Raw genomic sequence first — 25,418 nt, forward strand, 5'->3', positions numbered from 1 at the left:
TGACTTTATAAACAAATATTTATGAAAAAAAATCGGCTTATTCTGGGACTGGATATTGGGGGAACCTCAATTAATGCCGGTATAATGAAAGATGGTGAATTAGTAGATAGAAAAGAAATACCTACCCCTTCCCATGCACCGCAAGAAGTTATTTTATCTACAATTGCCGAATTTATAAGCTCCTACTTTTCCTATGATATTGATGGAATCGGCATAGGCATTCCTGGTTTGGTAGACTCTAATAGAGGAATCGTGTATAACCTTGAAAACATTCCTGCTTTTACCAAAGTGGCTCTTAAGGATTATTTGGAAGAAAAACTCAACAAACCCGTATTTGTCAACAATGACGCCAATTGCTTTGCATTGGGAGAGTTCAAATACGGCGGAGCATCTAAACATAAGCATATAGTAGGAATTACCCTGGGAACTGGTATTGGGACCGGCATCATTACCAATGGTGACCTTTATCCTGGCTATATATGTGGTGCAGGTGAGTGGGGCGGAGTTCCTTATTGCGATAGTAATTTTGAAAACTATTGTAGCAGTAAGTTCTTTAGAATATTACACCATACGACAGCAAAAAAACTATCACATAAAGCTGCTGAAGGAGATCAAGAAGCATTGGCCCTTTTTGGAGAATATGGTAAGCATATCGGTAATTTGATCAAATATATCCTATTTACTTATGCTCCTGAGGCGATAGTCATTGGAGGGTCCATCAGAAAAGCATTCCCTTACTTCTCCCAAAGTATGCTTGAAACCGTTAAAACTTTTCCTTATTCTGCCATAAGCGACAATCTTTCGATTTATACCTCTTCATTGGAAGATTCAGCGATAATGGGCGCTGCAGCTTTGGTTGAAGAGCACAGAACACCCGTAGAAAATTTAGCAAAATAACTTTCCCCTGATGAATCCATCAGGGGAATTCCCTTTATATTTTTTACACTTCCCTTCCTTTGCTATTCATAAATTATCCTTCTATATTAAGTATTGATTACCCATACCCATTAATCATTACCTAATATAAAAATGCTTGCAAATAAACCATACAATGCATTAGCCAAAAAAACCCTTCAAGTAGGCTCAGCACTTTTGATCCCACTTTTGGTGTCCTCTGATTTCAAACCTGATTCCTACTCAACTTACTTCGAAAAAATAAAGCCAAAAATTTCTGGAATCAATTTCAAAAATAAACTAACGGAAGACGATAGGCATAACATATTAACCTATGAATATTTTTATAATGGTGGTGGAGTTGCCATAGGTGATATTAACAACGACGGATTAGAAGACATTTACCTCACTGGCAACATGACCGAAAATCGTCTTTATTTAAACGAGGGGAATTTTAAGTTCAAAGATATCAGTAAGAAAGCAGGTGTACAGGGTAAAGACAGTTGGACCACAGGTGTTTCAATGGCTGATATAAATGGAGATGGACTACTGGATATATATGTTTGTTTCTCTGGAGACGGTGAAGATGACAGTCGTAAAAACGAATTATATATTAATAATGGAGATTTAACCTTTACAGATAAAGCTTCAGAATATGGCTTGGCTGACCCCTCAAATAGTACCCAGGCATTATTTTTTGATTTTGACAAAGACGGTGATCTGGACATGTACCTGCTCAATCACCATATTGAGGTTATCCATGAATTGGAGTTTGATGAAGCTAAAAGTAAAAGGCATCAGCGGGCTGGGGATAAACTTTTCAGAAATGACAATGGAAAATTTACAGATATCAGTGATGAAGCAGGAATCATTGGCAATGCCCTTGGCTTTGGGCTGGGTATTGTCGCTTCCGACATCAATGAAGATGGTTGGTTAGACCTTTATGTTTCCAATGACTACATCGAACACGACTACCTCTACATTAATAATCAAGATGGCACTTTTACGGAAAAACTGGCTGACCAACTTCAGCATATTAGCCATTTTTCCATGGGATTGGATATTGCCGATATTAATAACGACGGCATGAAGGATATCTTTACTTTAGACATGCTTCCTGAAGACAACAAACGCCAAAAACTTCTATATGGACCCGAAAATTATGAACAATATGCCTTGATGGTCATGCAAGGATTTTACCATCAAAACATGCGAAACATGCTGCATGTCAACAATGGAAACAATACCTTCAGTGAAATCGGTCAATTAGCCGGAATATCAAATACAGACTGGAGCTGGTCTTCATTATTTTTGGACATTGATAATGATGGATTAAAAGATCTCTTTATCACCAATGGTTATTTTAGAGACTACACAAATAGAGATTTTTTAAAATATAAAGGTGATTTTTACTTCCAAAAGGCCATCAACCGCGAACAAGCAGATACCTTAGCATTGGTTACTTCCATGACCTCTACCCCTATTCCCAATTATGCATATAAAAACAATGGAGACCTAACTTTCACCAACGCCTCCAAAGCTTGGGGTCTGGATGAACCAAGTTTTTCCAATGGGGCTGCTTATGCAGATTTGGACAATGACGGCTATTTAGATTTGGTAGTTAGCAATATCAATGAATATACTTCCATTTATAGAAACAAACCCAAATCACCAAAGAATAACCACTTCTTGGAAGTAGCCCTCAAAGGTGAAGGTAAGAATACCCAAGGAATAGGAAGTCAAGTAAGCATTTATACAGCCGATAAAGTTCAGACTTTAGAACAAATGCCAACTAGAGGATTTCAGTCTTCTGTAAGCTTTAAGTTGCATTTTGGGTTAGGTCACATAAGTCAAATAGATTCTGTAAAAATCAAATGGCCTTCTGGTAAAACAGAAACAGTTAAAAATGTCAAAGCCAACCAACTGATTATTCTGGAAGAAAAAAATGCTAGAAGCACAGTAGAAGAAAGTGGACAAAAGTTTTTTGACAGCTATTACTCGGAAACAACCTCCCCTATTCCCTACAAACACAAAGAATCTGGGTTTAATGATTTCAAAAGACAACCGCTATTGATAGAAATGCCCAGTTATATTGGCCCAGTAATGGCCACAACCACTGTCAGTGAAAACTCACAGCTTCTTTTTGTAGGTGGTACCAAGGGCAACCCCGGTCAAATGTACAAAACAAATGATGAGGGCCAACTGGTGGGAACAAGAGCCATTTTATTGGAAGAAGAATTTACCGATGCAGATGCGCTTTTTCTTGATGCCAATGGTGATGGCAACCCTGATTTATATGTAGCTAGTGGCGGTTACCATAATTACACTTCTCAAGATGAAGCCTTGCAAGACAGGCTTTATATAAACGACGGTTCAGGTAAATTCATTCGAGATAATGAAGCTTTACCCAAAATGCTTACCAGCAGCTCGGTGGTTAGGAAAACGGATATTAATAAAGATGGTTTCCCGGATTTATTCGTAGGGGGAAGAATTGTTCCTGGTTATTATCCTCAGGCACCGGAAAGCTATCTTTTGTTAAATGATGGAAAAGGTACTTTTAGCAATGTAAGCTCAACTCTCCTTCCTGAGTTAGGTAGTCTGGGAATGGTTACAGATGCTGAATGGCTAGACCTGAATAAGGATGGATTTGAAGACCTTGTGATAGTGGGAGAATGCCTTCCTGTACAAGTATATATCAACCAGTCAGGAAAAAGTTTTTCCAATGAAACAGCAATCTACTTACCTGATTCTCCTCATGGTTTGTGGAGCAGTCTGGCCAAAGGTGATTTTGACAAAGATGGAGACATGGATTTGATCGCTGGAAATTACGGCTTAAACTCCCAACTCCAAGCCAGTAAAGGTCAACCTATGACATTGTATTATGGTGATTTTGATGACAACGGATCAGTGGACCCTATCATGGTTAGGTACATACAAGGGGAAGCTTATCCCTTTGCTAGCAGAGACGAACTTTTGGATCAACTGTATGGGATGCGTAGCAAGTTCACCAATTACGAAAGCTACTCCCAAGCAAAAATAGAGGACGTTCTCAGCAAAAGCCAACTTCAGTCAGCCAATAAGCTTCAAGCAAATGAACTAAAAACACTCTATTTTGAAAATACCGGAAACAGCATCGAAATCCACAACCTACCTATTGAGGCACAATTTGCACCTGTATATAGCATACAGGTAATGGACTATGATGAAGATGGAGAATTGGACTTTATTTTGGGTGGTAACCAAAATTATACCCGCTTAAGGATTGGAGTGATGGATGCCAACTTTGGCCAAGTATTCCTTGGAAATGGAAAAGGAGAGTTTTCCTACCTTCCACAAAAAAAATCAGGGCTGGCCATAAAAGGAGACATCAAATCCATCCAACCTATGCAACTGGCCAATCATAAATACCTCTTCTTTGGAATCAATAATCAAGGTGTAGTAGCTTACCAAAAAAATAATTATCCATGAAGTACCATTACCATTTGAAAGTGAAGCTTTGCACCTTTCTGAATTTGAGTATCCCAATCTTTTTCCTTTCTTGCCTTCTTGCCCATGGACAAAGTAATGAACAAAAGGTCAATCTCTATGTAGATAATTTGTTTGAAATCACAAAAATCATGGTTTCTGACGTCACTCCTCCTACTGGAGCTTCTCGGTTTTATGCTTACAGCAACTTGGGTGCCTATGCTGTTTTAAATAAACCACAACGTATAAATAGATCGCTAATATCTGCATTAAACCAAAACTTGACCATTAAATATCCGGACACAGGTGATATCGACAGTACTTTTACTGCTATTTACAGTATGCTAGGAGTCGGTAAAGGAATTATGCCATCCGGAAAGCAACTTTCCTCCGCCCAAGAAATCCTTATCAAAAAGTATAGAAGCAATAATTGGATCAGTAAAAAAGTCTTGCAAAACAGCATATCATTTGCCGACAGCGTATCCAAACAAGTATTGGTCTTTAGCAAATCTGACGGTTATGGAAAACTCAGTGCCTTACCTCGCTATGCTCCAGCCAATGAACCAGGAACTTGGTACCCTACCCCGCCAGCTTACCTAGGAGCAATTGATCCAGAGTGGAGAACAATCCGAACGTTTTACATCAAGGACTTAAAACAGTTTAAACCCTTAAGCCCTGTTCCATTCTCCATGGACAGTACGAGTTCTTTCTACAAATTGACCAAAGAGGTATATGACACCACCAAAGTCTTGAACACGGAAAAAAGACTGATTGCCAACTTTTGGGACTGCAACCCCTTCATGGTTTCTTATTCCGGCCACATGGCCATTGGATTAAAGAAAATCAGTCCCGGCGGCCACTGGATCAACATCACTGGGATCGCTTGTAAAAAGTCTGGAATCTCCTTTAACGAGGTGGTGGAAGTACACACTTTAGTGGCTACAGGACTTCACGACGCCTTTATTAGCTGTTGGGAGGAAAAATATGATAGTGACCGGATTAGGCCTGAAACTGTGATCAACCGATATGTAGATCAAAAGTGGCGACCTATTTTGCAGACCCCACCATTTCCTGAATACACCAGCGGTCACAGTGTAATTTCAAGAACAAGCGCCGTCTTGTTGACCAGCTATTTTGGAGATCATTTCAGTTATACAGATACTTCTGAAGAGTACTTTGGCTTGCCTCCGAGAAAATTCACTTCATTTTTACAAGCTTCGGAAGAGGCTGCTATCTCCAGACTTTATGGAGGCATTCACTATAGGGATGCCATTGAAGAAGGTATCAAGCAAGGAGAAAAAATTGCCAATTTCATAATAAAGCAAATCTATAGTTCGCCCCCCCTATCTTCAAAATAAAAAAAAATCCCTTCCTGATTGAACTTGGAAGGGATTTTTTTAAATTTATTTCCTTTGGAAATCATCCTGAACACGGACGATATCATCTTCATTGGAAGGGTTTTCGGGATCAGTGTGCATCCAAATTTCAGCAACCACTCCCCAATTGTCCATTCCTACTAGACGGTGTCTTTCTCCTTTGGCTAGCTCCACTACTTCACCAAGTACCAATGGCTCCAAATCACCTTCTTCGTCCGTAGGACTAGTAATGATGCCACCCTCTCCACCTACTAGTTTCCAAATTTCAGCTCTTCGGTGGTGATATTGCCATGAAAGCCTTTTTTCAGGGCCTACTATCAGAATCTTTGGACTTAATTTTTGCTGAAGTTGGGCTTCGGAAAACTCAACGCTTGCAAAAAACTGTGACCTGAATTTTCCGATTTGGCTTTCATCAATCACAAAAAAACCTCCCCAAGGTCTTTCTCGATCCTCTGCGGCTACTTTGTAATCATTAAAGTCCAACCAGTCCTTGATCTGCTTAAAAATTTCTTCCTTAGAAGCACTTTTCTCTATCTTCATGTCTTTCTTAGGTTAATAGATTGTCACTTAAAATTATAAATAGAAATAGATTAATCCTTGGAAAAAATCTTTTTATTCGGTTTTGATCTCATATAGAAGCTCAATGTCCCCCCTGCCATAATATCTTGGTGTTGAATAAAAGGTTTTTCCAACACTTTTCCATTTAACAATACCTTATCCACATAAACGTTTTTATCCGATTGATTATTGACTTCAATGATAAAAGTATTGCCATTCTCCAAATTAATTGTGGCTTCCTCTACCAATGGACTGCCCAAAGCATAATCAACAGATCCTGGTGCTACTGGATAAAATCCCAAGGCACTGAAAATATACCAAGCGCTCATTTGACCAAAATCATCATTGCCCCCGAGCCCATCCTCACCATTTTTGTACATGGTACGCAAAATCATTCTGATCTTATCCTGTGATTTCCAAGCTTGTTTAGTCCAATTATAAAGGTAAACTACATGATGGGACGGCTCATTGCCATGCACATAATTTCCAATAATTCCCTCTCGGGAAATATCTTCCGTATTGGCAAAATACTTATCGGGAAGATCCATGGTAAATAAGGAATCCAAATGCTCAGTAAACCGTTGCTGCCCACCCATCATATCAATCATCGTTTTAGGAGCATGGGGAACATAAAGACTATAGTTCCAGGCATTTCCCTCGATAAACCCCTGGCCATGCGTATCCAATGGATCAAATCCCTGTTTCCAACTACCATCTTGTAGTTTTGGACGCATAAACCCGGACTTCATATCAAATACATTTTTGTAATTTTCCGCTCTTTGACTAAACTTCTCTGCAATTTCCTCTTCTCCCATTTTCTTAGCCATCTGCGCAATGGCCCAATCATCATAAGCATACTCTAACGTCTTGGATACTGAAGCACCACTAAGGTCTTCCGGTACATAACCATTTTCCATATAAGCCCCTATTCCATCAAAATAAGTAGTTTCGGCAGTTTGAACAGCCGCATCCAAAGCATGCTTCAAATCAAAATCATCATTGCCTTTGACCACTGCATCAGCAATCACCGAAGCACTATGGTAGCCGATCATGCACCAGTTCTCATTGGCATAATGCGACCAAATGGGCAGCATGGGATGTACACTTTGATCAAAATGTGCCAACATGGATTGAATCATATCTCTATTTCTGGCAGGTTGGAGCACATTGAAAAGCGGGTGAAGTGCGCGATAGGTATCCCATAAAGAAAAACTCGTATAATTCACAAAGTTATCCGCTTGATGCACATTCATATCCAGTCCACGATAAGCTCCATCCACATCCATATACTGTGTTGGCCCTAAAAAAGCATGGTACATGGCTGTGTAAAAGTTAACCTTATCCGCCTCATTGATGGTTTCTACCGTTACTTTGTTCAGTTCTTTATTCCAAAGATCAACTCCCTGCTGATGGATTTCATCAAAGTCCCAACCTGGAGTTTCTTCCTGTATATTCTTGATCGCTCCTGCAGTGCTTACTGGTGACAAGGCCAATTTCACCACCAATGATTCCCCATCCTTTAGATCAAAATCAAAGTAAGCTCTAATTTGCCTACCTGCAACTTCTGGAAAGTTTTTGGTTTCATTGAAACGTCCCCAAAAACCTCTGTACGCCTGTTTTTGATCATATTTTTTATTTCCGTACTCTTTTATCGGCCTGTCAAAAGCCAAAGCGAAAAACACTTTTCTAGTTCTTGCCCAGCCTGTTGTTTCCCTGTAGCCCGTTACCAAAGTATCATTTTCTACCCTAAGAAAAGTCCAGACATTTTTCTCTTCATAATTGTAGATACCAGACATTAGGTCCAAAATTATATGAGCATCTTTACCTTCGGAATAAGTATACCGATGAACCCCAACACGACTGGTTGCTGTCAACTCGGCATTGATACCATGGTCTTCTAGCTCCACCTGATAATAGGCTGGAGAAGCGTTTTCCTTTTCATGGGAAAACCTTGAACGATAACCAGTCTCTGGAGCAGAAGCAGTCCCCGGATTAAGTTGCAGTGGACCATTGGTAGGCATTATCAAAAAGTCTCCCAAATCGGAATGTCCTGTACCACTAAAATGCGTATGGCTGAACCCAACAATGGTGGGGTCGTCATATTGGTAACCTGCACAATAGCGATAGACTTCTCCATTGTACCTACCATTCACTTCATAGGAAATAGTATCTGTGTCAGGACTTAGCTGAACACTTCCAAAAGGAACAGTAGCCCCGGGGTAAGTATGTCCCATCTTGGCCGTACCAATCATGGGGTCGACATATTTTGTAAAGTCCAGTTCTTGGGCAAATCCTGGTAAAACCATTACCCCCATCAAAAAGGTCGAGAGAACTTTTTTCATAAATTAAGAATGCTTGGGTTTGTATCCATTAAAGCCATAAAAGACAATATATACATAACAAATCATAGGGACCAAAAATGAAAGCTGTACACTTCCTGACAAATCAGCTACTAGGCCTTGAATCGGTGTCACTACGGCTCCTCCCACAATGGCCATTACCAATAGCGATGAAGCTTGGGCTGTATATTTTCCCAAACCTTTGATGGCTAAAGAAAAGATGGTTGGAAACATGATGGAATTAAACAACCCTACTGCTACAATGGACCAAAGTGCCAGCTGACCTTTCGCCACAAGCCCAACAGCCAAGAGTGCCAAAACACTCAATCCAAATAACCAGAGCGTACGGTTTGGAATAAATCTACCAATGATGATAACCAAAATATTAAGTCCAATAAATGCCAAAGCGTACAAAGCCATCTCCTGATCATATACATTTATAATGGTTACAAAGGCCAAAAGGGCTATTCCTCCAATGATTAAAAAACGATTTAGGTTGTTCTTAAAATCTGCTAACGCTACCGCTCCAAAGAACCTTCCTACCATAGCCCCTCCCCAAAACAAAGCCAAATAATGACTGGCTTCCGCTTCATCCAATCCTGCTATTTCAGGTAACCTTGCAAAATTGATCAGATTACTTCCAATGGTCACCTCACCGCCCACATAGGCAAAAATAGCAATGATCCCCAAAAACAAATGACGATGCTTCAATGCTCCGCTATCCGATACAATTACGCCTTGGGCATTGACCTCAGGTAATTTAAATAGCTTAAAAATCAACGCGATAAACAACAATGTCAGCGCCAAAGCTATATAAGGCATTTTCACCGCATCAGCTGAAATATCCAAATCTCCTATCGCTCCAAATATTAAATATCCCCCTATAATCGGTGCAATGGTTGTTCCCAAAGAGTTAAAAGCCTGGGTCATGTTGAGTCTGCTGGATGCCCCCGAGGGCTTACCCAAAATGGTCACATATGGATTCGCTGCAATTTGGAGAATGGTGATTCCTGATGCCAATACAAACAGGGCAAATAGGAAAAAAGCATAACTCTCAAAGCTTGCTGCTGGATAGAAAAACAAACATCCGGCGGCTGAAATGATCAGTCCTAAGATAATTCCATTTTTGTAACCTATTCGACCAATCGGGTCACCTTTGGTTATAGATATAATATAATAAATTAGGGAAATGATAAAATAGGCTCCAAAAAAGGCGGTTTGTATCAACATCGCCTGCCAGTTTTGTAAAGTAAATACCTGCTGAAGGTGTGGGATAAGGATATCGTTCATGCAGGTGATAAATCCCCACATAAAAAACAGCATGGTCACTAAAAACAAAGGACCAAAATATTTTTGGCCAGAGTCAAATTCTACATTATCTCCGGTCTCTTGAGTTACACTACTAATTGACGCCATGGGTCTATTGAATTAGGTTTTATAATTTTTATGGGTTATTAAAATGTGCTTTGACTGTTCTGCCAGCTACAAGCTGCACCAATGAGTGCTGCCTGTTCACCAAGCTCTGTTATTTTTATTAGAGTATTCAGGCCAGAACTGGCCAGTTCTTGTTGGATGACAGGGACGAACAAAGCTTCTGCTTTGGTAATATTTCCCCCTAACACAATAACTTCTGGATGTTCTTTTTGTATGAATTTTTTCAGGAACAAAGCCAAGTTTTCACCAAACTCCTTGAAAATTTCCTTGGCCACCTCCTTGTTTTCTTCTTTGGAAGTAAGCTCTCTCACTTCCTTGATATGCTTTCCTGTCTTCTTGTAGTAAGTATTGACAAACCATCTAGTAGACACATATTCCTCCACAATACTTTCCTGAAAAGGACTGCACCATAAAGCAGCATCTTCTGCAAAAACTCCATGATACCTCGAACTTCCAAGTCCTGTTCCCAAAGTTAGGCCAATAGCGCGCCCAGCAGCTTTTGCAGCTCCAGCTGCTACTTCTCCCTGTAAAAAACAGGCAGCGTCGTTCTCAAAATGGATATCGGCCAAGTCCATCCCCAATGCTTTAGCCAAAAGTTCCTTAACAGGCAACCCATATAATGAATCGTATTTGCCCTGCTCTTTAATCCATGAAATTCCCTTGGGGTAGTCAAATGGTCCTGGCATGGCAATTCCAATTTTAATATTTGCCCCAGTTCCATGGGTAACTGAGGATATGCCTTCTTTCCATTCATCAATAATGGCAGCAGATGACCCTGAAGAATTGACCTTACGGCGTACCAATGAATCCTTGTCCAAAACATTGGAATGTAGGTCAACTAACCCCGCAGTGATATGAGAACCTCCTATGTCTACCCCTATGACTTTTTCTATATTCATAAGCAAAGCTTCGGGCAGCATAAAGCTGCCCTCCTTTGTACCATTTTTATTTTATTATTCGTTTGAAAGAGAGTAAGGGAAATCTCCCTTCTTCGTTCCTCGCTTTTTGTTTGGTGAAGCGGACATTTCGAAATTCAACTCTGCTCCTTCCATCAGTTCTTTATGGCTTAGCCAGTTTTTGGAATAATCTTTTCCATTCACTTTCAAGCCTTCTATGTATTTGTTTTCCGAACTGTTATCAGGTGCATTGATCACCAACTCATTACCATTTTCCAATTTCACAGTAATCTTCTTGAACAATGGTGCTCCGATAACATACTGGTCTGTACCAGGGCAAACTGGATAAAAGCCCATCGCAGAGAACACATACCAAGCTGAAGTCTGGCCATTATCTTCATCTCCACAGTATCCATCAGGAGTGGGGCGATACATACGGTTCATGGTCTCCCTTACCCAATGTTGGGCTTTCCAAGGCTCACCTGCGTAATTGTACAGATAAATCATGTGCTGGATAGGTTGGTTGCCATGTGCATATTGTCCCATATTGGCAATCTGCATTTCTCTGATCTCATGGATAACGCCACCATAATAGCTTTCATCAAAAACAGGAGGCAAAGAAAACACCTGATCCAATTGATTGACAAAAGCTTCTTTTCCTCCCATCAATTCCATCAGCCCTTGAATATCATGAAAAACTGACCAGGTATAATGCCAACTGTTTCCTTCAGTGAAAGCATCTCCCCATTTGAAAGGATTAAACGGAGCCATAAACTCACCATTCTTATTTTTTCCCCTCATCATTTTGGTTTCCGGATCAAAGAGCTTTTTATAATTTAAGCTACGAGACTTATAAAGCTCCACTTCTTCTTTAGGCTTATCAAGGGCCTTTGCCAATTGATAAATGGTAAAATCATCATAGGCATACTCCAAGGTTCTGGCTGCATTTTCATTGATCCCAACATCATAAGGCACATAACCCAATTCCTTATAATATTCTGCACCAGCCCTACCAACAGCAGTCAGTGGCCCCGCATTATTGGCTCCATGGATTACTGCTTCATAGAGTGTTTCGATGTCATAGTCATAATCTCCCTGGTATTTCAAATAAGCATCTGCCACAACTGAGGCTGAATTATTTCCTACCATTACACTTCTAAGGCCAGGGCTAGCCCACTCCGGCAACCATCCACTTTCTCTGTAAGCATTTGCTAACCCTTCCTGCATCTGAGCATTCAGCTCAGGATACATCAAATTAAGAAAAGGAAATAGAGACCTAAATGTATCCCAAAATCCAGTATCAGTAAACATGTATCCTGGTAGAACTTCACCATTGTATGGACTGTAATGAACTACATTACCACTGGCATCATATTCAAAGAATTTTCTCGGGAACAGCAGGGACCTGTAAAGACAAGAGTAAAAAGTCTCCATTTGATCTTCAGTACCTCCTTCAGCTTTGATTCTTCCCAACTCTTCATTCCAAATCGCTCTGCCCTTCTCCTTTACGGTATCAAAATCATCACTTCCAATCTCTTTCAGATTCAGCTCTGCTTGTTCATAACTGATAAATGATGATGCCACTTTAGCATTGACAACCTCACCTCTTTTCGTTTTAAATCCAATAACAGCTCCAGTATGGTCGGCTTCGGCCTTTAAAACATCCTGTAGTTCGCCATCTTTGAAGGTCTGCTGAAAAGTGAAAGCTTTATCAAACTCAATCACAAAATAATTTTTGAAATTATCTGGTACCCCTCCACTGTTTTTTGTAGTATATCCAATGATTTTATTTTCACCTGGAATCACTTGAACAGAGGATCCTTTATCCAATGCATCTAAAATTACATATGCATTCTCTGTCTCGGGAAAGGTAAATCTAAACCTTGCCGCTCTCTCTGTAGGTGCAATCTCAGTAGTGATATCATGGTCGGCCAAGTAAACACTATAGTAATATGGATTTACTGTTTCGGACTTATGGGAATACCAACTTGCCCTTTCATCCTCATTGAACCTAAGCTCACCAGTAATGGGCATGATCGCAAATTGACCATAGTCATTCATCCAGGGTGAAGGTTGATGGGTTTGCTTAAATCCTCTGATTTTGTCCGCATTGTAAGTATAAGCCCATCCATGCCCCATTGTACCAGTCTGGGGGGTCCAAAAGTTCATTCCCCATGGCAAGGCAATGGCAGGGTAAACATTACCGTTGGACATGCTAGGCTTGGAATCAGTTCCCATAAGCGGTTTGACATAATCTACCGGATTATCTACCTGTTGGATCAGTTGGGTTTGGCCATTTGCAGTAAGGGCTAAAGCCATCAGGGCGATGACGTTCGTCCATATTTTTTTCATAATGATTATTGTTAATTGGGGTTTTATAAGGTCTTCAAACCTTTTCTCCTTTTTATAAATTCTTCCATAAACATTTTTCACCATTTAAAAATGTTCATAATTACAAATATATTATCTAAATATTAAAAAGCTAAAACCTTTTAGTTTTATTATAATAAATTTAAAAGCTGTTTTCTTCAAACTAAAATAAGATTTGGAGATTGATCTGCTACTTTTAAAATCATAAAAAAATCCCATCCGAAGAATCGGATGGGATTTCCCTAAAAGTGAAATTGTTTATTCTGCGTAACCAGGGTTCTGCACTAAATTCGGATTCAAAGCAGTTTGGACATGCGGAATAGGAAAAAGTTCCATATTCGCATCATTGCTAGGTTCATGATCCCACCAATTAGCAGTGGTGAATTTACCAAACCTGATCAGGTCTGTCCTTCTCTTCCCTTCGAAAATAAACTCCCTACCTCTTTCTGCCAACAGCTCGTCCAAAGTCAACGATGAAGTGGTGTACATTTCTGTTGCCCAATCAGCAGCGGTAAAAGCACGTGATCTACTTGCATTGATCAAGTCAACCGCTTCTTGAGGAGCAGCCCCACCATTTTGACGCATCAAAGCTTCGGCTTTATTAAAGTAAATCTCTGTCAAGCGATAAATGATATAATCATTCTCCTGATAGTTTTCGTCTTCTTTTGTCCCGGAACGATATTTATTGAACCTTGCCCCACTGTTTTCTTCTCCCTCAGTCATACTTCCTTCACCAGTAGCACCTTCACTGTTTCTTCTGATTGAATTGACATAAACCATAGGCTGTCCATCATATTCCTCGGTAGCAATAATCGGATCCGTAGTCCCATATTTATATTGCGGACCAAAGAGGAACCACTCTTCTTTGCGAAGATCATTTTCATCATAAGCATCAAAAGCACTTGGGATGACCACAAAAGCATTCCAACCACTGAAAGTCACATCCAAAGCTTCCGACATATTACTATAACCAAAATAGAACCCACCCCAACTGAATGTAAATCCACCTTGGCGGCTAAAGGCAAATTGGAAAATGTTTTCTGAAGAAAGGTGATTTGTATTATTAAAAGGCCCTAAAATATCTGGGTCCAATTCCATACTTCCATTAAGACTTCCTCCTTCACCATCAATTACTTTATCACTGTACTCGATACATTTATCCCACATGGCTGTACCTGCCCATTTCTCTGCATTAAGGTACAATTCAGAAAGCATAGCGTATCCTGCGGCTTTTGAAACCCGCCCCACCATCTCTTGGGAAAGTGGTTGTAGCAACTCAACATTGTCTAAAAGTTCTTGCTCTACAAAGGCAAAAACTTCCTCCCTGCTTGCTGTTGGCGGGTTTGTCGGCTCCCCTACAGTAGTCACAATAGGCACATTTCCCCACATATCCATGATGCGCATGTAGTGATAAGCTCTCATCACTTTTACTTCCGCAAGGATCGATTGCTTGTCCTCTTCTGTCAAGCCAGCCTCCACAAAATCAACATCCTGAAGATCTTGCAAAGCAGAATTGACATATCCAAGGCCTGCCCACATCAAAGACCAAGCACTTCTAAGCCTATTTTCCTGAGCAGTCCACTCGTGATAATGTAAACGAATGTGATCACCTCCATCATAGCCGTGCCTTCCTTTTTGTGGCCAAGCCACTTGGTCTGCAGCCAATTCTCCATGATAATAATAACCACTTTGGCCAGTAGGTGCTAACCATGCCTGCATATGAGTAAATGGTCTCAACACACCTTGCATAATTTCCACTTTATTGTTGTAGAAATTATCCTTTGAAAGTTCACTGTATATAGTTTCATCTAAATCCATACACGCTACAGTACCCAGTAAAGCGGCCGGTGTAAGGATTGCTGCAATTTTATTGATATATTTTTTCATGATTACCGCGCTTTAAAATCCAACTTTAACCCCTAGTGAAAATGATTTGGTTCTTGGGTAAAAACCTCTACCATCTATACCTGTATTGAAACCTACATCCTGCAACTCAGGATCAATACCTGAATATCCTGTAATCGTCAGTAGGTTTCTTCCAGTTGCGTATACTCTTAGGTTCCTCACGTATTCGCTTCGCAGTTTGAAATTGTAGCCTAAAGTCAGGTTATCCAACTTCACAAAGTTTCCCTTTTCCAAATAGTAGTCTGAATATTGTGGGTCATCATCCAATTCAGCATGGGTCGTAACCGCACTTTCTAACAGATTGTTGGGCAACCATCTTTTATTTCCAAAATAAAGATCCTTGGTATTTAAAATATCAAAACCAAACTTACCTCTAAAGAAAAGTGTCAAGTCAAAATTCTTGTAGGTAAAGGTATTGTTCAATGATGCCATATACTTAGGTACCCCATTTCCGATTATCGTCAAATCTTCTTGGGCCATATCTCCTGCCCCACCGATAGAGCCATCAGCCTTATAAAATTGCCATTTTCCATCTTCAGTAAAACCAGCAAAGCGTTTTCCATAGAAATTACCAACTATACCACCTTCTTCTACTCTGATGGCATTACCCAAGTTCCCAGGACTAGGGAGTCCACCATCTTCAATCCACGAAATGGTAAATACATCATTAGAAAGTGAGGTAACCTTATTTCTTTGAGTATTGGCAGTTAAATCTGCTCTCCAACTGAAATCACTGTTTTGGATAATAGTAGAGGTCAAGTATAATTCTACTCCTTTATTGTTGATACTACCTACATTGGTCAATAACGTACTTCTCACGAAAGCAGGTTGCTGAGCCGTGTAATTGTAAAGCAAGTCAACTGTCTCTCTATTATAAAGATCCAAAGAGCCTCCTAGCTTGTTATTGAAAAGCAAGAAGTCAAAACCTAAGTTCCACTCCCTTTTCTTTTCCCACCTTAAATCTGGATTTGGATTTCTTGCAGCTCCATATGTTTGATAAAATATCCCTTCTTGCGGGTAAACACCTCCAGTAGAAAGAGTCACTAAAGAGTTGTAGTTTCCAATCCCCTGGTTACCTGTAACTCCATATCCCAAACGAACTTTAAGGTTATTCACGGCAGCACTATTGGCTAAAAACTCCTCTTTGGTCAATTCCCAACCTACTGAAACCGCTGGAAAGTTACCCCACTTGTGATTGGCACCAAACCTTGATGAACCTTCTCTTCTGATGGTTGCTTGGGCAAAATACTTCTCTTGAAAGGAATAACTAGCCCGCGCAAAAAGAGCGATCAATGTATTATCTTCTTTGAAACTGTCCATTCCAGGCCTGGGCAACTGGGTATTATTGATCGCGCTACCCGCACTGAGGTTCCAATCTAAAAATCCGTCAGTTGTAAAACCATTGTTATTAACATTGAAAGTTTCTGTGGTGAAATACTGATAACTGTAACCACCTATTACATCCAATGAATGATCAGTTCCAAACATTCTCTTATAGTTTAAGGTAGACTCAAAAGTATTTGTCCATCTTAAATAATTATACTTGGATGCATAACCCATTCCTTGATAATCAGAAGTGGGACGGTTTGCGAAGTCATTCATCGATTGGTAATACCTGTCATTGTAAGTATCCCTTACATGAGCACCAAAAGCGGAAGCAGTCAAACCATCAATGATTTTCAGGGAAAGACGTGCATCTCCTGAGAATGTTTGTTGGTTTCTTTCGCTAATTCTATTGGCATACCTAGAAAGTGGATTGTAGTTGTTATAAGCTTGGGTTTCCACAAACGATCCATCTTCATTAAAAATAGGTGCAGTTGGATTCCTCTGAATAGCTTGTTCAAAATCTCCTGTACCCCCACCAAGTAAATTGGCTTTATTGAAGTTGGTAGCCATATTAGCAGCCAAAGTTAATCGGTCGTTTAGGCCAGTCTGGTTGAAGTTGATCCGGCCTCCAAATTGCCTTCTACTGTTTTCCTTGGCTATGCCTTCTGCGTCATTAAAATAGAATGAAGCTCTATAACTGGAATTTTCTCCTCCACCTGAGGCAGCAAAATTATGGTATTGACTTAGATTCTGCTTATTTAACAGCATATCATACAAGTCCGTTGAATGACCTAGGTCATTGACCTCATCGATCAACCCTTGATCAATCAAACCCCTGTATTCATCCGCTGTAAGAAAATCAGGTTTCTTGTCCACGTATTCTCTCTGGAAATAGGTAGAATAATCAAACTGAGAACGTCCTGATTTCCCTTTTTTAGTTGTAATCAAAATCACCCCGGCATTACCTCTGGTACCATAAATGGCCGCCGCAGAACCATCTTTCAATACGTCAAACGACTCAATATCGTCCTGCTGGAGCAAATCCAAACTACCTCCAGGAATCCCGTCAATTACAATTAAGGGACTTGTTGTTCCTACAATTGAGGTCAACCCTCTCAGTTGAATATCTGTAGACCCATTCGGATTACTTCCTTGGGTTCTGTTGATATTCAATCCAGCTACTTTACCCTGGATCAATTCCATTGGTGACCTCATTCCGCCTTGGACAAAGTCTTCCTCCCCCACATTGGCCACAGAAGAAGTAATCTCACGCTTTTTCTGAGAACCATAACCAATCACGACAAATTCTTCTAATGACTCAGTATCTGATGCCATTTCTATTTTCAAAGTCGATTGGCTCCCTACTGGGACATCTTGGCTGGCCATACCTATGAAGCTAAAAACCAAAATCGACTCATTCGATGCCACATTGATGGAAAATTTACCATCAAGATCTGTCACCGTACCGTTGGTTGTTCCTTTCTCTAAAATCGACACCCCTGGTAATGGTTCTCCAGATTCGTCTGTTACGACCCCGATAACCTCTTTTGCTGTGATATGAAAAGGTATTGGAGAATTAGAATCGGATATTTCTTTTCCGATAAATGTCTTTCCTTCTGCAGAAGAGAAAGAACCGACTACGCCTGAGAGAAGCATTAATAAAAAGCCTCCTCTTAGTCCCCGAAAGTTTGAAGTGATGTTACCACCAGGCACGGTGGCAACTGGTAACTTTTCGTTCATTAAATCTTGGGTTTGGGTTAATAATTAATAAACGCTAATTAAAAAGTGTATCAAAAGAATACATTTTGTACAATTGTACTAATATGATACAATTAAATCAGCGCGATAAAGCTAAACCCTTTTAGTAAAAATGCAAAACCGATTTAGGAATTTACCTAAATTTAAGCATTGCAAAAAAAGTATTAGGATATACAAATATATATTCAAAAACGTACTTGATCCCTCCAATTTATCAGGTCACCACAGGTGCCTCTAATTCCGAAATTTTAAATATTATTTTTCATTCCACCTAATAATGAAAATCACCCCATCTCAACAAGCATTAATTAAACAAACGTTAAACTTATTCTCGTTTTATTAAAAAAATTAAAATCACACCATGAAAAACCCGATTTTTTCTCAAAAAAACATCATTATTTTTTTTCTATACTTGTATTGTATGCCAACTTTTTTGCTCACATCCAGCATTTATATACTCCTCTATCCTTTAAAAACAAAAATCCCAGAACCATTAAATGGTTCTGGGATTTTTCAAAGCCTATACCTATTTCTGAGTAAAAGAATCTTTAAACAATTATACTCTTATCCAGCACTTCGGTTTTTGTTGGAGGACTCTCTTTCCTTTAATGAGGCCTGAAGAACTATTTTTGTGGCTGATCTTTCTTCTTGTTCCGTATTGATAAGTTTAAACATGGACTGAATCAACCCCTGAGCAATTTCATCCTTTGGTTGAACAATACTGGTAACTGATGGTGTATTGAATTTAAAAAATTCGTTATCATCGAAGGCTATCACCGACAAATCATCCGGGATTTTGATTTTCAACTGCTTCAACACCTGCATTCCTTTCATGGCTAAATAGTTAGTTGCAAAAAACACAGCCTCCAAATCGCGGTTACTCTTAAAATAGTCTTCCATCACTTCCTCGGTTTGCTGGGATGAATAAGTGTCAAATGGAATTTTTAGAATCCTTTCTTTTTGGTTTTCAGCCTTACACATCTCTTCATAAGCTTCACGACGATCGTGCATCTGTGATTGATCTGAATCAATGGTAACAAAACCGATTTCCTTCAAACCATTTTTCAAAAAGAGATCTAGCCCTTGCTTGGCTCCTTGGTAATTATCTATGACTACATAACTGCAGTCCACCTCTGGAATATACCTGTCAAATAAAATCAGCGGGTTTCTGTCTTTAGACAATTCCTCAATAAGATTGATATCCATTCCAACGGGAGGAGTAAGAATGTATCCATCTACTTGAAGGTCTCGGAACATACTCAACAAGCCAATCGTTTTCTCAGGGTCATTATTGGTACTGGTGTAAATAATTTTGTAACCATCCAAAAAAGCCCTATCCTCAATCATTTTAGCAATGGTGGCAAAGAAGGGGTTAGAAATATCCTCTACCATAAAAACAATGATGTTTGATTTTCCCGTTCGAAGACTCTTTGCCAACTGACTGGGCCGATAGCCTATCTTTTTGACATAAGCTTGAACTTTATCAATGAGTTTCTGACTTATTCTATTTTCCTCTGCCTTACCATTAAGTACAAATGAAACAGTAGTCACAGAAATATTTAGCTCCTTGGCTATTGCTTTTATCGAGTGTTTTTTTCTTTGCATTATGTGAGATTGAGCTTAAGAATCGGCTTTGGATCATTGCCTGCATTTTTCGCTAAATACCAAATATAATCTATTTTCTTAAAATTTAAAGACAGAGATGAGCCTATTCCTTTAAACACATAGGAATGTAAGAAGTCATGTTCCTTTTTTAATTCTTCCTGATCAAAATTAGCTTTCAAATAATTTCAAAGATTCGAAATCTCCATTTCTCTTTCGTTTTCAGGAATCAATAAAAATATTTCTCCAGAAAAAAACATCTCAATTCTCAGTGTTAAAACAATTTAGTCATTTTAAAATTAAACGCAATGATTCTTTTAATTCAAATTTGGAACGGTTTTCGCTAAATCAACTAATATATCAAATTACTCAAATAAAGTTGACTAAGTAATTGGGTAAACAGAAAGACAAAGTGAACCAACCGATAAATATCTCGTTGTAAAATTCAAAACTAAACCACACTGAAGATGAAAAAGGAAAAATTAACAAAATGGTTGGGAGTCACCCTGATTATGTGGTTGGCGATTACACTTGTAAACCCTAAAAACGCCAAAGCAGACACTCCAGTCGGAGTATCTTTTCAAGTATTTTATGATGAATTAGCTCCTTATGGAGACTGGGTAGAAGATTCCAGATACGGCTATATTTGGCTCCCTTATGCCGATAGAAATTTCCACCCATATAACTCCAATGGACACTGGGTAATGACAGAGTATGGCAATACCTGGGTGTCTTATTACGATTGGGGCTGGGCACCTTTTCACTACGGAAGATGGTTCTACGATGAATACTATGGTTGGGCCTGGGTTCCAGGATACGAATGGGGACCTGCCTGGGTAAACTGGAGAACAGGAGGAGGCTACTACGGCTGGGCACCAATGACACCAGGCTTTTCAGTAAGTGTAAATATTGGAATCCCGAGTTTCCACTGGGTCTTTGTCCCTCAAAGAAGATTTACCCACAGGCATGTTTACAGATATTGTGCTCCTAGAAGAAATGTTGTTAACATCTACAATCGAACTACTATAATTAACAATACAGTAGTATACAACAGAAACAGGTATATCTCCGGCCCTAGCAGAAGAGATGTGGAGAGATACAGCAGAGGAAGAGTACCTGTATATAAGGTTAACAGTAGTCAAAAACCAGGAAAAGCCAATGTATCGAGAAGTTCGTTGAATGTATATCGTCCTGATGTAAGAGTAGCTAGAAATGACAGGAGCAATAATGCTAAACCAAGAACAATAACTTCCCCTGAAAGGGCAAGGTCGAGCAGAGCCGCCATTAGTGGAAGGAACAGTAGTTCCAACTCTAGAGGGAATGTCAGTGCACCCAGAAACAACAGCAGATCCAATACAGTTACCTCCGGAAGACAAACCAATGTCAACCAACCTTCTAGGACCGCGCGTCCTGCAGGCACTTATAATGGCAGTGGCAGAAGCTCCACTGGCTATTCTAGAGGACAGAAGGTCACTAAAACCCAACCTTATGGCAACAGAAACCAAAGCGGGTCATATTCTAAGAATGCTGAAATAAAAAGGCAAAACCGACCTGTAGAGAACAGGGCAAAACCAACTGATGTACACGTAAAGTCTTCAAAGGAGGTGAAGCAAAGCAGAGTAAGCAGACCTAGTCAACCTGCTAACAGACAAGTTCGCCGACCAAGCAATAGTTCAAACAATAGAAGCACATCGACAGTTAAAAGAAGTAGTACTTCTACCAATAAAAGCAGAAGCTCATCAAACAGTGCTTCATCAAGGAGTTCAAATAGCAGATCCAGAGGAAACAACTGATGAAAAGAGATTAAGATTTAATGTTAGGTGATAGATTACTAAAAGCATGGTTGGGGGTCTGACCATGCTTTTTTCTTGAAATTCTGATTTAAGAAATCCCTTTCTCACTTAGGACTTGCATTACTTTAGCCATTAAGCCCTTATATGTAAAAGGTATTCCTATTACACTTTGAGAAAATCTAGGACACAACATAGTTAAATTAATATTATTCGAAATACTCCCTGAGAGAAACAATACTTTCGCACTATATTTTTCTTCTATATCCTTAAATTTTTTCAAACAAGCTAAATCATCTGAAATATCGCCTTCCGAAATTATTAAATCTATTTTAAAGGCCTCTTTACTGGGAATAGTCTGATTGAGTTCAAAAACCTCCATTCCTCCAAGGCGCAGCATTTCAGCCACATTGTTTGCAAGTGGACTGTAACTGCTCATTACAGCAATTTTTGACATAACTAAAAGTGGTTCAATTTAAATAAAAACTCCTATATTGTTGAATATGATTAACTTCACTAAGTTCGCAATTAAATCCATCCAAAAAAATATGACTTTTATCATGTCTTTTTTGAAATAAACCAACAAACAGTATTTAGCATGCCTGAATCTTTCTATTTCATCAGTTACACAATTTTCAATCTAATCCTGACAATTTACAATTCCCCCATCTTAATCCAAGTCACAGACTATCAGCACTAAATATTGAGAATAACCCCTATTTCAATTATAGAAGGCACAAATCTTAAGAGGAAAACCATTGAAAACTAAATAAACTCCCTATATTCACGTTTTTAAATAGCATAAACTTAAATATTTAACACTATGAGCAGATTCACAGAAGTAAAGGATTTGGTAGCTTCTTTGGAAGAAGATTTTGAAAAATTCTACGAAAAGGGTAATAAAGCAGCTGGTACTCGTGTAAGAAACGGTATGCAGGAAATCAAAAACCTAGCTCAGGACATCAGAAAAGAAATCACTGAGATCAAAAACTCTAGCAAATAAGAGAATTGATACGCAACTGAAAGGTTAAAAAAATTACCTTTTCAAGAAATAAAATAGCCACTTCCAATATTGGGAGTGGCTATTTTATTAATAGGATTTGATGTCGTGCTTACAACTCTTTTATCCAAATGTTTTTAAACTTCACCACTGAGCCATGCCCCAAAAAACCAATATGGCCTTTTTCTCTCAATAGCCCAGGATGATCCTTTCCGTCCTTTGTTCCATTTTTGCTTGCTTTTTTAATATCTCCGTTAACTATAGTATGGCCATTTAAGATTACTTTAACCTTATTTCCTTTGACGATTACTTCCTCAGAGTTCCACTCCCCTACGGGCTTTAAAAAGCCTCTCTTAGCAGCTATAACCCCATATACAGAGCCATGGTATTGGTACTCATGCAGATTCGCATATTTTTCAGCTGTATTATCTAATATTTGTAATTCCATCCCTACATAAGCAGCATCTCCTTTTAATGGAGCCCGGATTCCCAAACCATTATTTGCTCCCGGAGTAAGCTGAAAGTCAAACTTGAAATGAAAGTCCTCGTATTCTTTTTCAGTAAATAAATTGCCCTGTCCCCCACGATCCGGCCGAATAACTAATACACCATCCTCCACGACATAATCCGTCTTATTACCAACCCAACCACTCAGGTCTTTACCATTAAATAATTCTAAAAAACCCTCAGAGTCGGATTGGGCATTGACTATTGTCCACTGAAAGCCCAATAACAGCCCGGTCACCATGGCCACCAGCCTGATTCTTTTTTGATATGTCTTTTGCTGTGTTTTCATTGAAATGTTCTATCTAAATTTTAAAGTTTTTCAAATTAACCCATATTTCAGTTGGGATAAAAAAGCCCTACATAAATAGGGCTTTTAAATAAGGCTGAAAGTAATATTTCAGCCTCATAAATATCCAACTGCTTATTTCACCATTTGGTTATAATGTAGGGTCGAATGTACCACCCCATCCTTCATTTTGTTCCAAATTAGGGTTTCTATCCAGAACAGTATTCTGAATAGGAAAGAAATAATAGTTTTCGGGAAGTACGCTTTCCTGCACGCCCGACCTAGGAACCTGAAGCACAGTATACCTAAAATCGCTTTCGACCAACCCATAGGTACTTGCCCTGCTTCTTGCTTCAGAAAGCAACATATCAGATCCATCTCCATCAATAGCGATGGATTCTACTCCATGTTTGGTGGTTCCATCCAACCTGTCCAACATTCTCAGTCTTCTCAAGTCCCAAAAACGGTGCCCTTCAAAACAGAACTCTATATTACGCTCGGCCAAAATCGCTTCCCTTACTTCTACTCTGTTGGTAGCAGTGATACCATAATTGCCATCATTTCCTACTTCTATACCAGCCCTTTCTCGAATTTGTCTCAAAATGTCCAATGCAATATCTATTTCTCCTACTTCATTGGCCGTCTCTGCATAGTTGAGCATTACTTCAGCAAAACGCATCAATACATAATCCAAGTCATATTGCTGTATTTCTGCTTGTGTTAAATCCAATAAGCTGTTCTTTAGGATAAAGAACCCAGTATACCTATCCAAATTGGTAGAATTGGTCTGAGCAGCTGGATTGATACCAAAATCATCCAATTCATGGGCAATCCCCAAAGAAGTATATTGTCGCTTCTCTGCCTTTCCTGACACTTCATATCTCTTGCCTGCCCAAACAATTGACTTATTAAAACGAGGATCCCTGTTGAGCCAATAATTCTGAAGAAACGCTTCATCTGTCATATAGTAAGCTCCTGTAGGATCATTATACAGTTTACCATCAGCCATGGGAAATTCTTGAATAAATTCCCAGGTAGGGCATGCTGAAGCAGGCCCTCTACTTTCTGATCCAGGCCTTACACCGTGATCCCAAGCAGCAGTTTTATTTGGATAACTATTGATAACCGAAAACACCACCTCTTCATTACGTTCCTCTAGAGCGATGTTCGAGTAATCTTCAACTAATCCATAGCCTTGCCCCAACAAAGACTCGTATGCTAACCTATTGGCACCATAGGCTTCTTGCCAGTAGACATTGTCCCAAGGATCTGAAGGGTTAAATTGAGGGGAAGCTTTATACAAAAGCACTTTTGCCTTGAAAGCGGTAGCGAAATTCCCATCAATCTTTCCATACTCTCCGGAATTGGGTTCAATACGCGTAGGCAATAGGGATATCGCCTGATCAAGATCATTTTCTAGAAAATCAAAACATTCCGCTGTGCTGTTTCTTGGCACATTGAGATCGTCTTCATAACGGTCTTGAGGAACGGTAATGTAAGGCACTCCGCCATGGTACATCACCATGTTAAAATAAGTATATGCCCTCATAAACAAAGCTTGCCCCAAAATATTATCTTTTACTTCTTGTGGCAAAGTACCCGTCTGAACATCCTGAATAGCTTGGTTAATCAGCCTGATTCGATCATAGTTCCAGTCCTTATAGTTACCATTGGATATGGTTATCTGATCAGCATACCAAACGATACCGGCAATTTGTTGGCTATTTCGGTCAGCCCCAGTACTCCAGTTTCCAAACATGCTATAAAGATTGGCCAAATAAGCATTTGCCAGATTCTCGTCATTCCATACATCCTCGGGACTATAATGGTTGATATCTTCTATATCTAATATGTCCGAGCAGCCTGTCATCCAGACCAATAATGCCAAAGTATATAGTATCTTTTTCATTTT

16 protein-coding genes are annotated in these 25,418 nt (G+C 39.4%); 5 read left to right on the plus strand and 11 right to left on the minus strand.

What is annotated here, in order from left to right:
* The first annotated feature begins 21 nt into the window (after positions 1 to 21).
* The 3 genes from IFO69_RS21140 to IFO69_RS21150 all read left to right on the plus strand — a co-directional run bounded on the left by IFO69_RS21140 (position 22) and on the right by IFO69_RS21150 (position 5,717).
* Entirely contained in the window at positions 22 to 897 is an 876-nt protein-coding gene (locus IFO69_RS21140; RefSeq protein ID WP_192012146.1) for an ROK family protein, read from the plus strand.
* Positions 898 to 1,029: 132 nt separating this feature from the next.
* Positions 1,030 to 4,362 (plus strand): VCBS repeat-containing protein, encoded by a 3,333-nt coding sequence (locus IFO69_RS21145; protein ID WP_192012147.1) that lies wholly within the window; start codon positions 1,030 to 1,032, stop codon positions 4,360 to 4,362.
* Positions 4,359 to 5,717: a vanadium-dependent haloperoxidase gene (locus IFO69_RS21150; RefSeq protein ID WP_192012148.1), complete on the plus strand. Its 1,359-nt coding sequence runs from the start codon at positions 4,359 to 4,361 to the stop codon at positions 5,715 to 5,717. The genes IFO69_RS21145 and IFO69_RS21150 overlap by 4 nt, the downstream gene beginning before the upstream one ends.
* Positions 5,718 to 5,762: 45 nt before the next feature.
* Here IFO69_RS21150 and IFO69_RS21155 read toward each other — a convergent pair whose 3' ends face one another.
* The 8 genes from IFO69_RS21155 to IFO69_RS21190 all read right to left on the minus strand — a co-directional run bounded on the left by IFO69_RS21155 (position 5,763) and on the right by IFO69_RS21190 (position 19,926).
* Complete coding sequence (locus tag IFO69_RS21155) at positions 5,763 to 6,275, minus strand: cupin domain-containing protein (protein ID WP_192012149.1); 513 nt, start codon at positions 6,273 to 6,275, stop codon at positions 5,763 to 5,765.
* A 50-nt stretch (positions 6,276 to 6,325) separates the two neighbouring features.
* Entirely contained in the window at positions 6,326 to 8,635 is a 2,310-nt protein-coding gene (locus IFO69_RS21160; protein WP_192012150.1) for a GH92 family glycosyl hydrolase, read from the minus strand.
* 3 nt (positions 8,636 to 8,638) lie between these two features.
* Positions 8,639 to 10,048 (minus strand): sugar MFS transporter, encoded by a 1,410-nt coding sequence (locus IFO69_RS21165; protein ID WP_192012151.1) that lies wholly within the window; start codon positions 10,046 to 10,048, stop codon positions 8,639 to 8,641.
* Positions 10,049 to 10,086: 38 nt separating this feature from the next.
* Complete coding sequence (locus tag IFO69_RS21170; RefSeq protein ID WP_192012152.1) at positions 10,087 to 10,965, minus strand: ROK family protein; 879 nt, start codon at positions 10,963 to 10,965, stop codon at positions 10,087 to 10,089.
* A gap of 54 nt (positions 10,966 to 11,019) precedes the next feature.
* Positions 11,020 to 13,314, minus strand: a complete 2,295-nt coding sequence (locus tag IFO69_RS21175) for a GH92 family glycosyl hydrolase (protein WP_192012153.1) — start codon at positions 13,312 to 13,314, stop codon at positions 11,020 to 11,022.
* Positions 13,315 to 13,590: 276 nt separating this feature from the next.
* Positions 13,591 to 15,219, minus strand: coding sequence for a RagB/SusD family nutrient uptake outer membrane protein (locus tag IFO69_RS21180; protein WP_192012154.1), 1,629 nt, complete (start codon positions 15,217 to 15,219; stop codon positions 13,591 to 13,593).
* Positions 15,220 to 15,231: 12 nt separating this feature from the next.
* Positions 15,232 to 18,303: a SusC/RagA family TonB-linked outer membrane protein gene (locus tag IFO69_RS21185; RefSeq protein WP_192012155.1), complete on the minus strand. Its 3,072-nt coding sequence runs from the start codon at positions 18,301 to 18,303 to the stop codon at positions 15,232 to 15,234.
* A 582-nt stretch (positions 18,304 to 18,885) separates the two neighbouring features.
* Positions 18,886 to 19,926, minus strand: coding sequence for a LacI family DNA-binding transcriptional regulator (locus IFO69_RS21190; protein ID WP_192012156.1), 1,041 nt, complete (start codon positions 19,924 to 19,926; stop codon positions 18,886 to 18,888).
* A gap of 464 nt (positions 19,927 to 20,390) precedes the next feature.
* Here IFO69_RS21190 and IFO69_RS21195 point away from each other — a divergent pair, with 464 nt between their 5' ends.
* Entirely contained in the window at positions 20,391 to 21,716 is a 1,326-nt protein-coding gene (locus IFO69_RS21195; RefSeq protein WP_192012157.1) for a DUF6600 domain-containing protein, read from the plus strand.
* An 88-nt stretch (positions 21,717 to 21,804) separates the two neighbouring features.
* Here the strand turns inward: IFO69_RS21195 and IFO69_RS21200 are convergent, their stop codons facing one another.
* A complete protein-coding gene (locus IFO69_RS21200; protein WP_192012158.1) occupies positions 21,805 to 22,170 on the minus strand; it encodes a hypothetical protein in 366 nt (121 codons plus the stop codon).
* Between the two features lie 366 nt (positions 22,171 to 22,536).
* On the opposite strand from IFO69_RS21200, the gene IFO69_RS21205 reads away from it, so the two are divergent.
* Positions 22,537 to 22,716: a histone H1 gene (locus IFO69_RS21205; protein ID WP_192012159.1), complete on the plus strand. Its 180-nt coding sequence runs from the start codon at positions 22,537 to 22,539 to the stop codon at positions 22,714 to 22,716.
* A gap of 109 nt (positions 22,717 to 22,825) precedes the next feature.
* Here IFO69_RS21205 and IFO69_RS21210 read toward each other — a convergent pair whose 3' ends face one another.
* Both IFO69_RS21210 and IFO69_RS21215 read right to left on the minus strand, forming a co-directional pair.
* The gene (locus IFO69_RS21210) at positions 22,826 to 23,509 is read right to left on the minus strand and encodes a 3-keto-disaccharide hydrolase (protein ID WP_225444247.1); all 684 of its coding nucleotides are present in this window, start codon (positions 23,507 to 23,509) and stop codon (positions 22,826 to 22,828) included.
* 148 nt (positions 23,510 to 23,657) lie between these two features.
* Positions 23,658 to 25,415 (minus strand): RagB/SusD family nutrient uptake outer membrane protein, encoded by a 1,758-nt coding sequence (locus IFO69_RS21215; RefSeq protein WP_192012160.1) that lies wholly within the window; start codon positions 25,413 to 25,415, stop codon positions 23,658 to 23,660.
* Positions 25,416 to 25,418: the final 3 nt, after the last annotated feature.

The sequence above is a fragment of the Echinicola arenosa genome (genome assembly GCF_014841125.1).
GTDB classification, from domain to species: Bacteria; Bacteroidota; Bacteroidia; order Cytophagales; family Cyclobacteriaceae; genus Echinicola; species Echinicola arenosa.

What these genes read in the sequence shown, in the direction of transcription:
- IFO69_RS21185 (WP_192012155.1), bottom strand. Translation starts at nt 18,303, where the DNA reads ATGAACGAAAAGTTACCAGTTGCCACCGTGCCTGGTGGTAACATCACT.
- IFO69_RS21155 (WP_192012149.1), bottom strand. Translation starts at nt 6,275, where the DNA reads ATGAAGATAGAGAAAAGTGCTTCTAAGGAAGAAATTTTTAAGCAGATC.
- IFO69_RS21165 (WP_192012151.1), bottom strand. Translation starts at nt 10,048, where the DNA reads ATGGCGTCAATTAGTAGTGTAACTCAAGAGACCGGAGATAATGTAGAA.
- IFO69_RS21150 (WP_192012148.1), top strand. Translation starts at nt 4,359, where the DNA reads ATGAAGTACCATTACCATTTGAAAGTGAAGCTTTGCACCTTTCTGAAT.
- IFO69_RS21160 (WP_192012150.1), bottom strand. Translation starts at nt 8,635, where the DNA reads ATGAAAAAAGTTCTCTCGACCTTTTTGATGGGGGTAATGGTTTTACCA.
- IFO69_RS21170 (WP_192012152.1), bottom strand. Translation starts at nt 10,965, where the DNA reads ATGAATATAGAAAAAGTCATAGGGGTAGACATAGGAGGTTCTCATATC.
- IFO69_RS21205 (WP_192012159.1), top strand. Translation starts at nt 22,537, where the DNA reads ATGAGCAGATTCACAGAAGTAAAGGATTTGGTAGCTTCTTTGGAAGAA.
- IFO69_RS21190 (WP_192012156.1), bottom strand. Translation starts at nt 19,926, where the DNA reads ATGCAAAGAAAAAAACACTCGATAAAAGCAATAGCCAAGGAGCTAAAT.
- IFO69_RS21210 (WP_225444247.1), bottom strand. Translation starts at nt 23,509, where the DNA reads ATGAAAACACAGCAAAAGACATATCAAAAAAGAATCAGGCTGGTGGCC.
- IFO69_RS21145 (WP_192012147.1), top strand. Translation starts at nt 1,030, where the DNA reads ATGCTTGCAAATAAACCATACAATGCATTAGCCAAAAAAACCCTTCAA.
- IFO69_RS21180 (WP_192012154.1), bottom strand. Translation starts at nt 15,219, where the DNA reads ATGAAAAAATATATCAATAAAATTGCAGCAATCCTTACACCGGCCGCT.
- IFO69_RS21175 (WP_192012153.1), bottom strand. Translation starts at nt 13,314, where the DNA reads ATGAAAAAAATATGGACGAACGTCATCGCCCTGATGGCTTTAGCCCTT.
- IFO69_RS21195 (WP_192012157.1), top strand. Translation starts at nt 20,391, where the DNA reads ATGAAAAAGGAAAAATTAACAAAATGGTTGGGAGTCACCCTGATTATG.
- IFO69_RS21140 (WP_192012146.1), top strand. Translation starts at nt 22, where the DNA reads ATGAAAAAAAATCGGCTTATTCTGGGACTGGATATTGGGGGAACCTCA.
- IFO69_RS21215 (WP_192012160.1), bottom strand. Translation starts at nt 25,415, where the DNA reads ATGAAAAAGATACTATATACTTTGGCATTATTGGTCTGGATGACAGGC.
- IFO69_RS21200 (WP_192012158.1), bottom strand. Translation starts at nt 22,170, where the DNA reads ATGTCAAAAATTGCTGTAATGAGCAGTTACAGTCCACTTGCAAACAAT.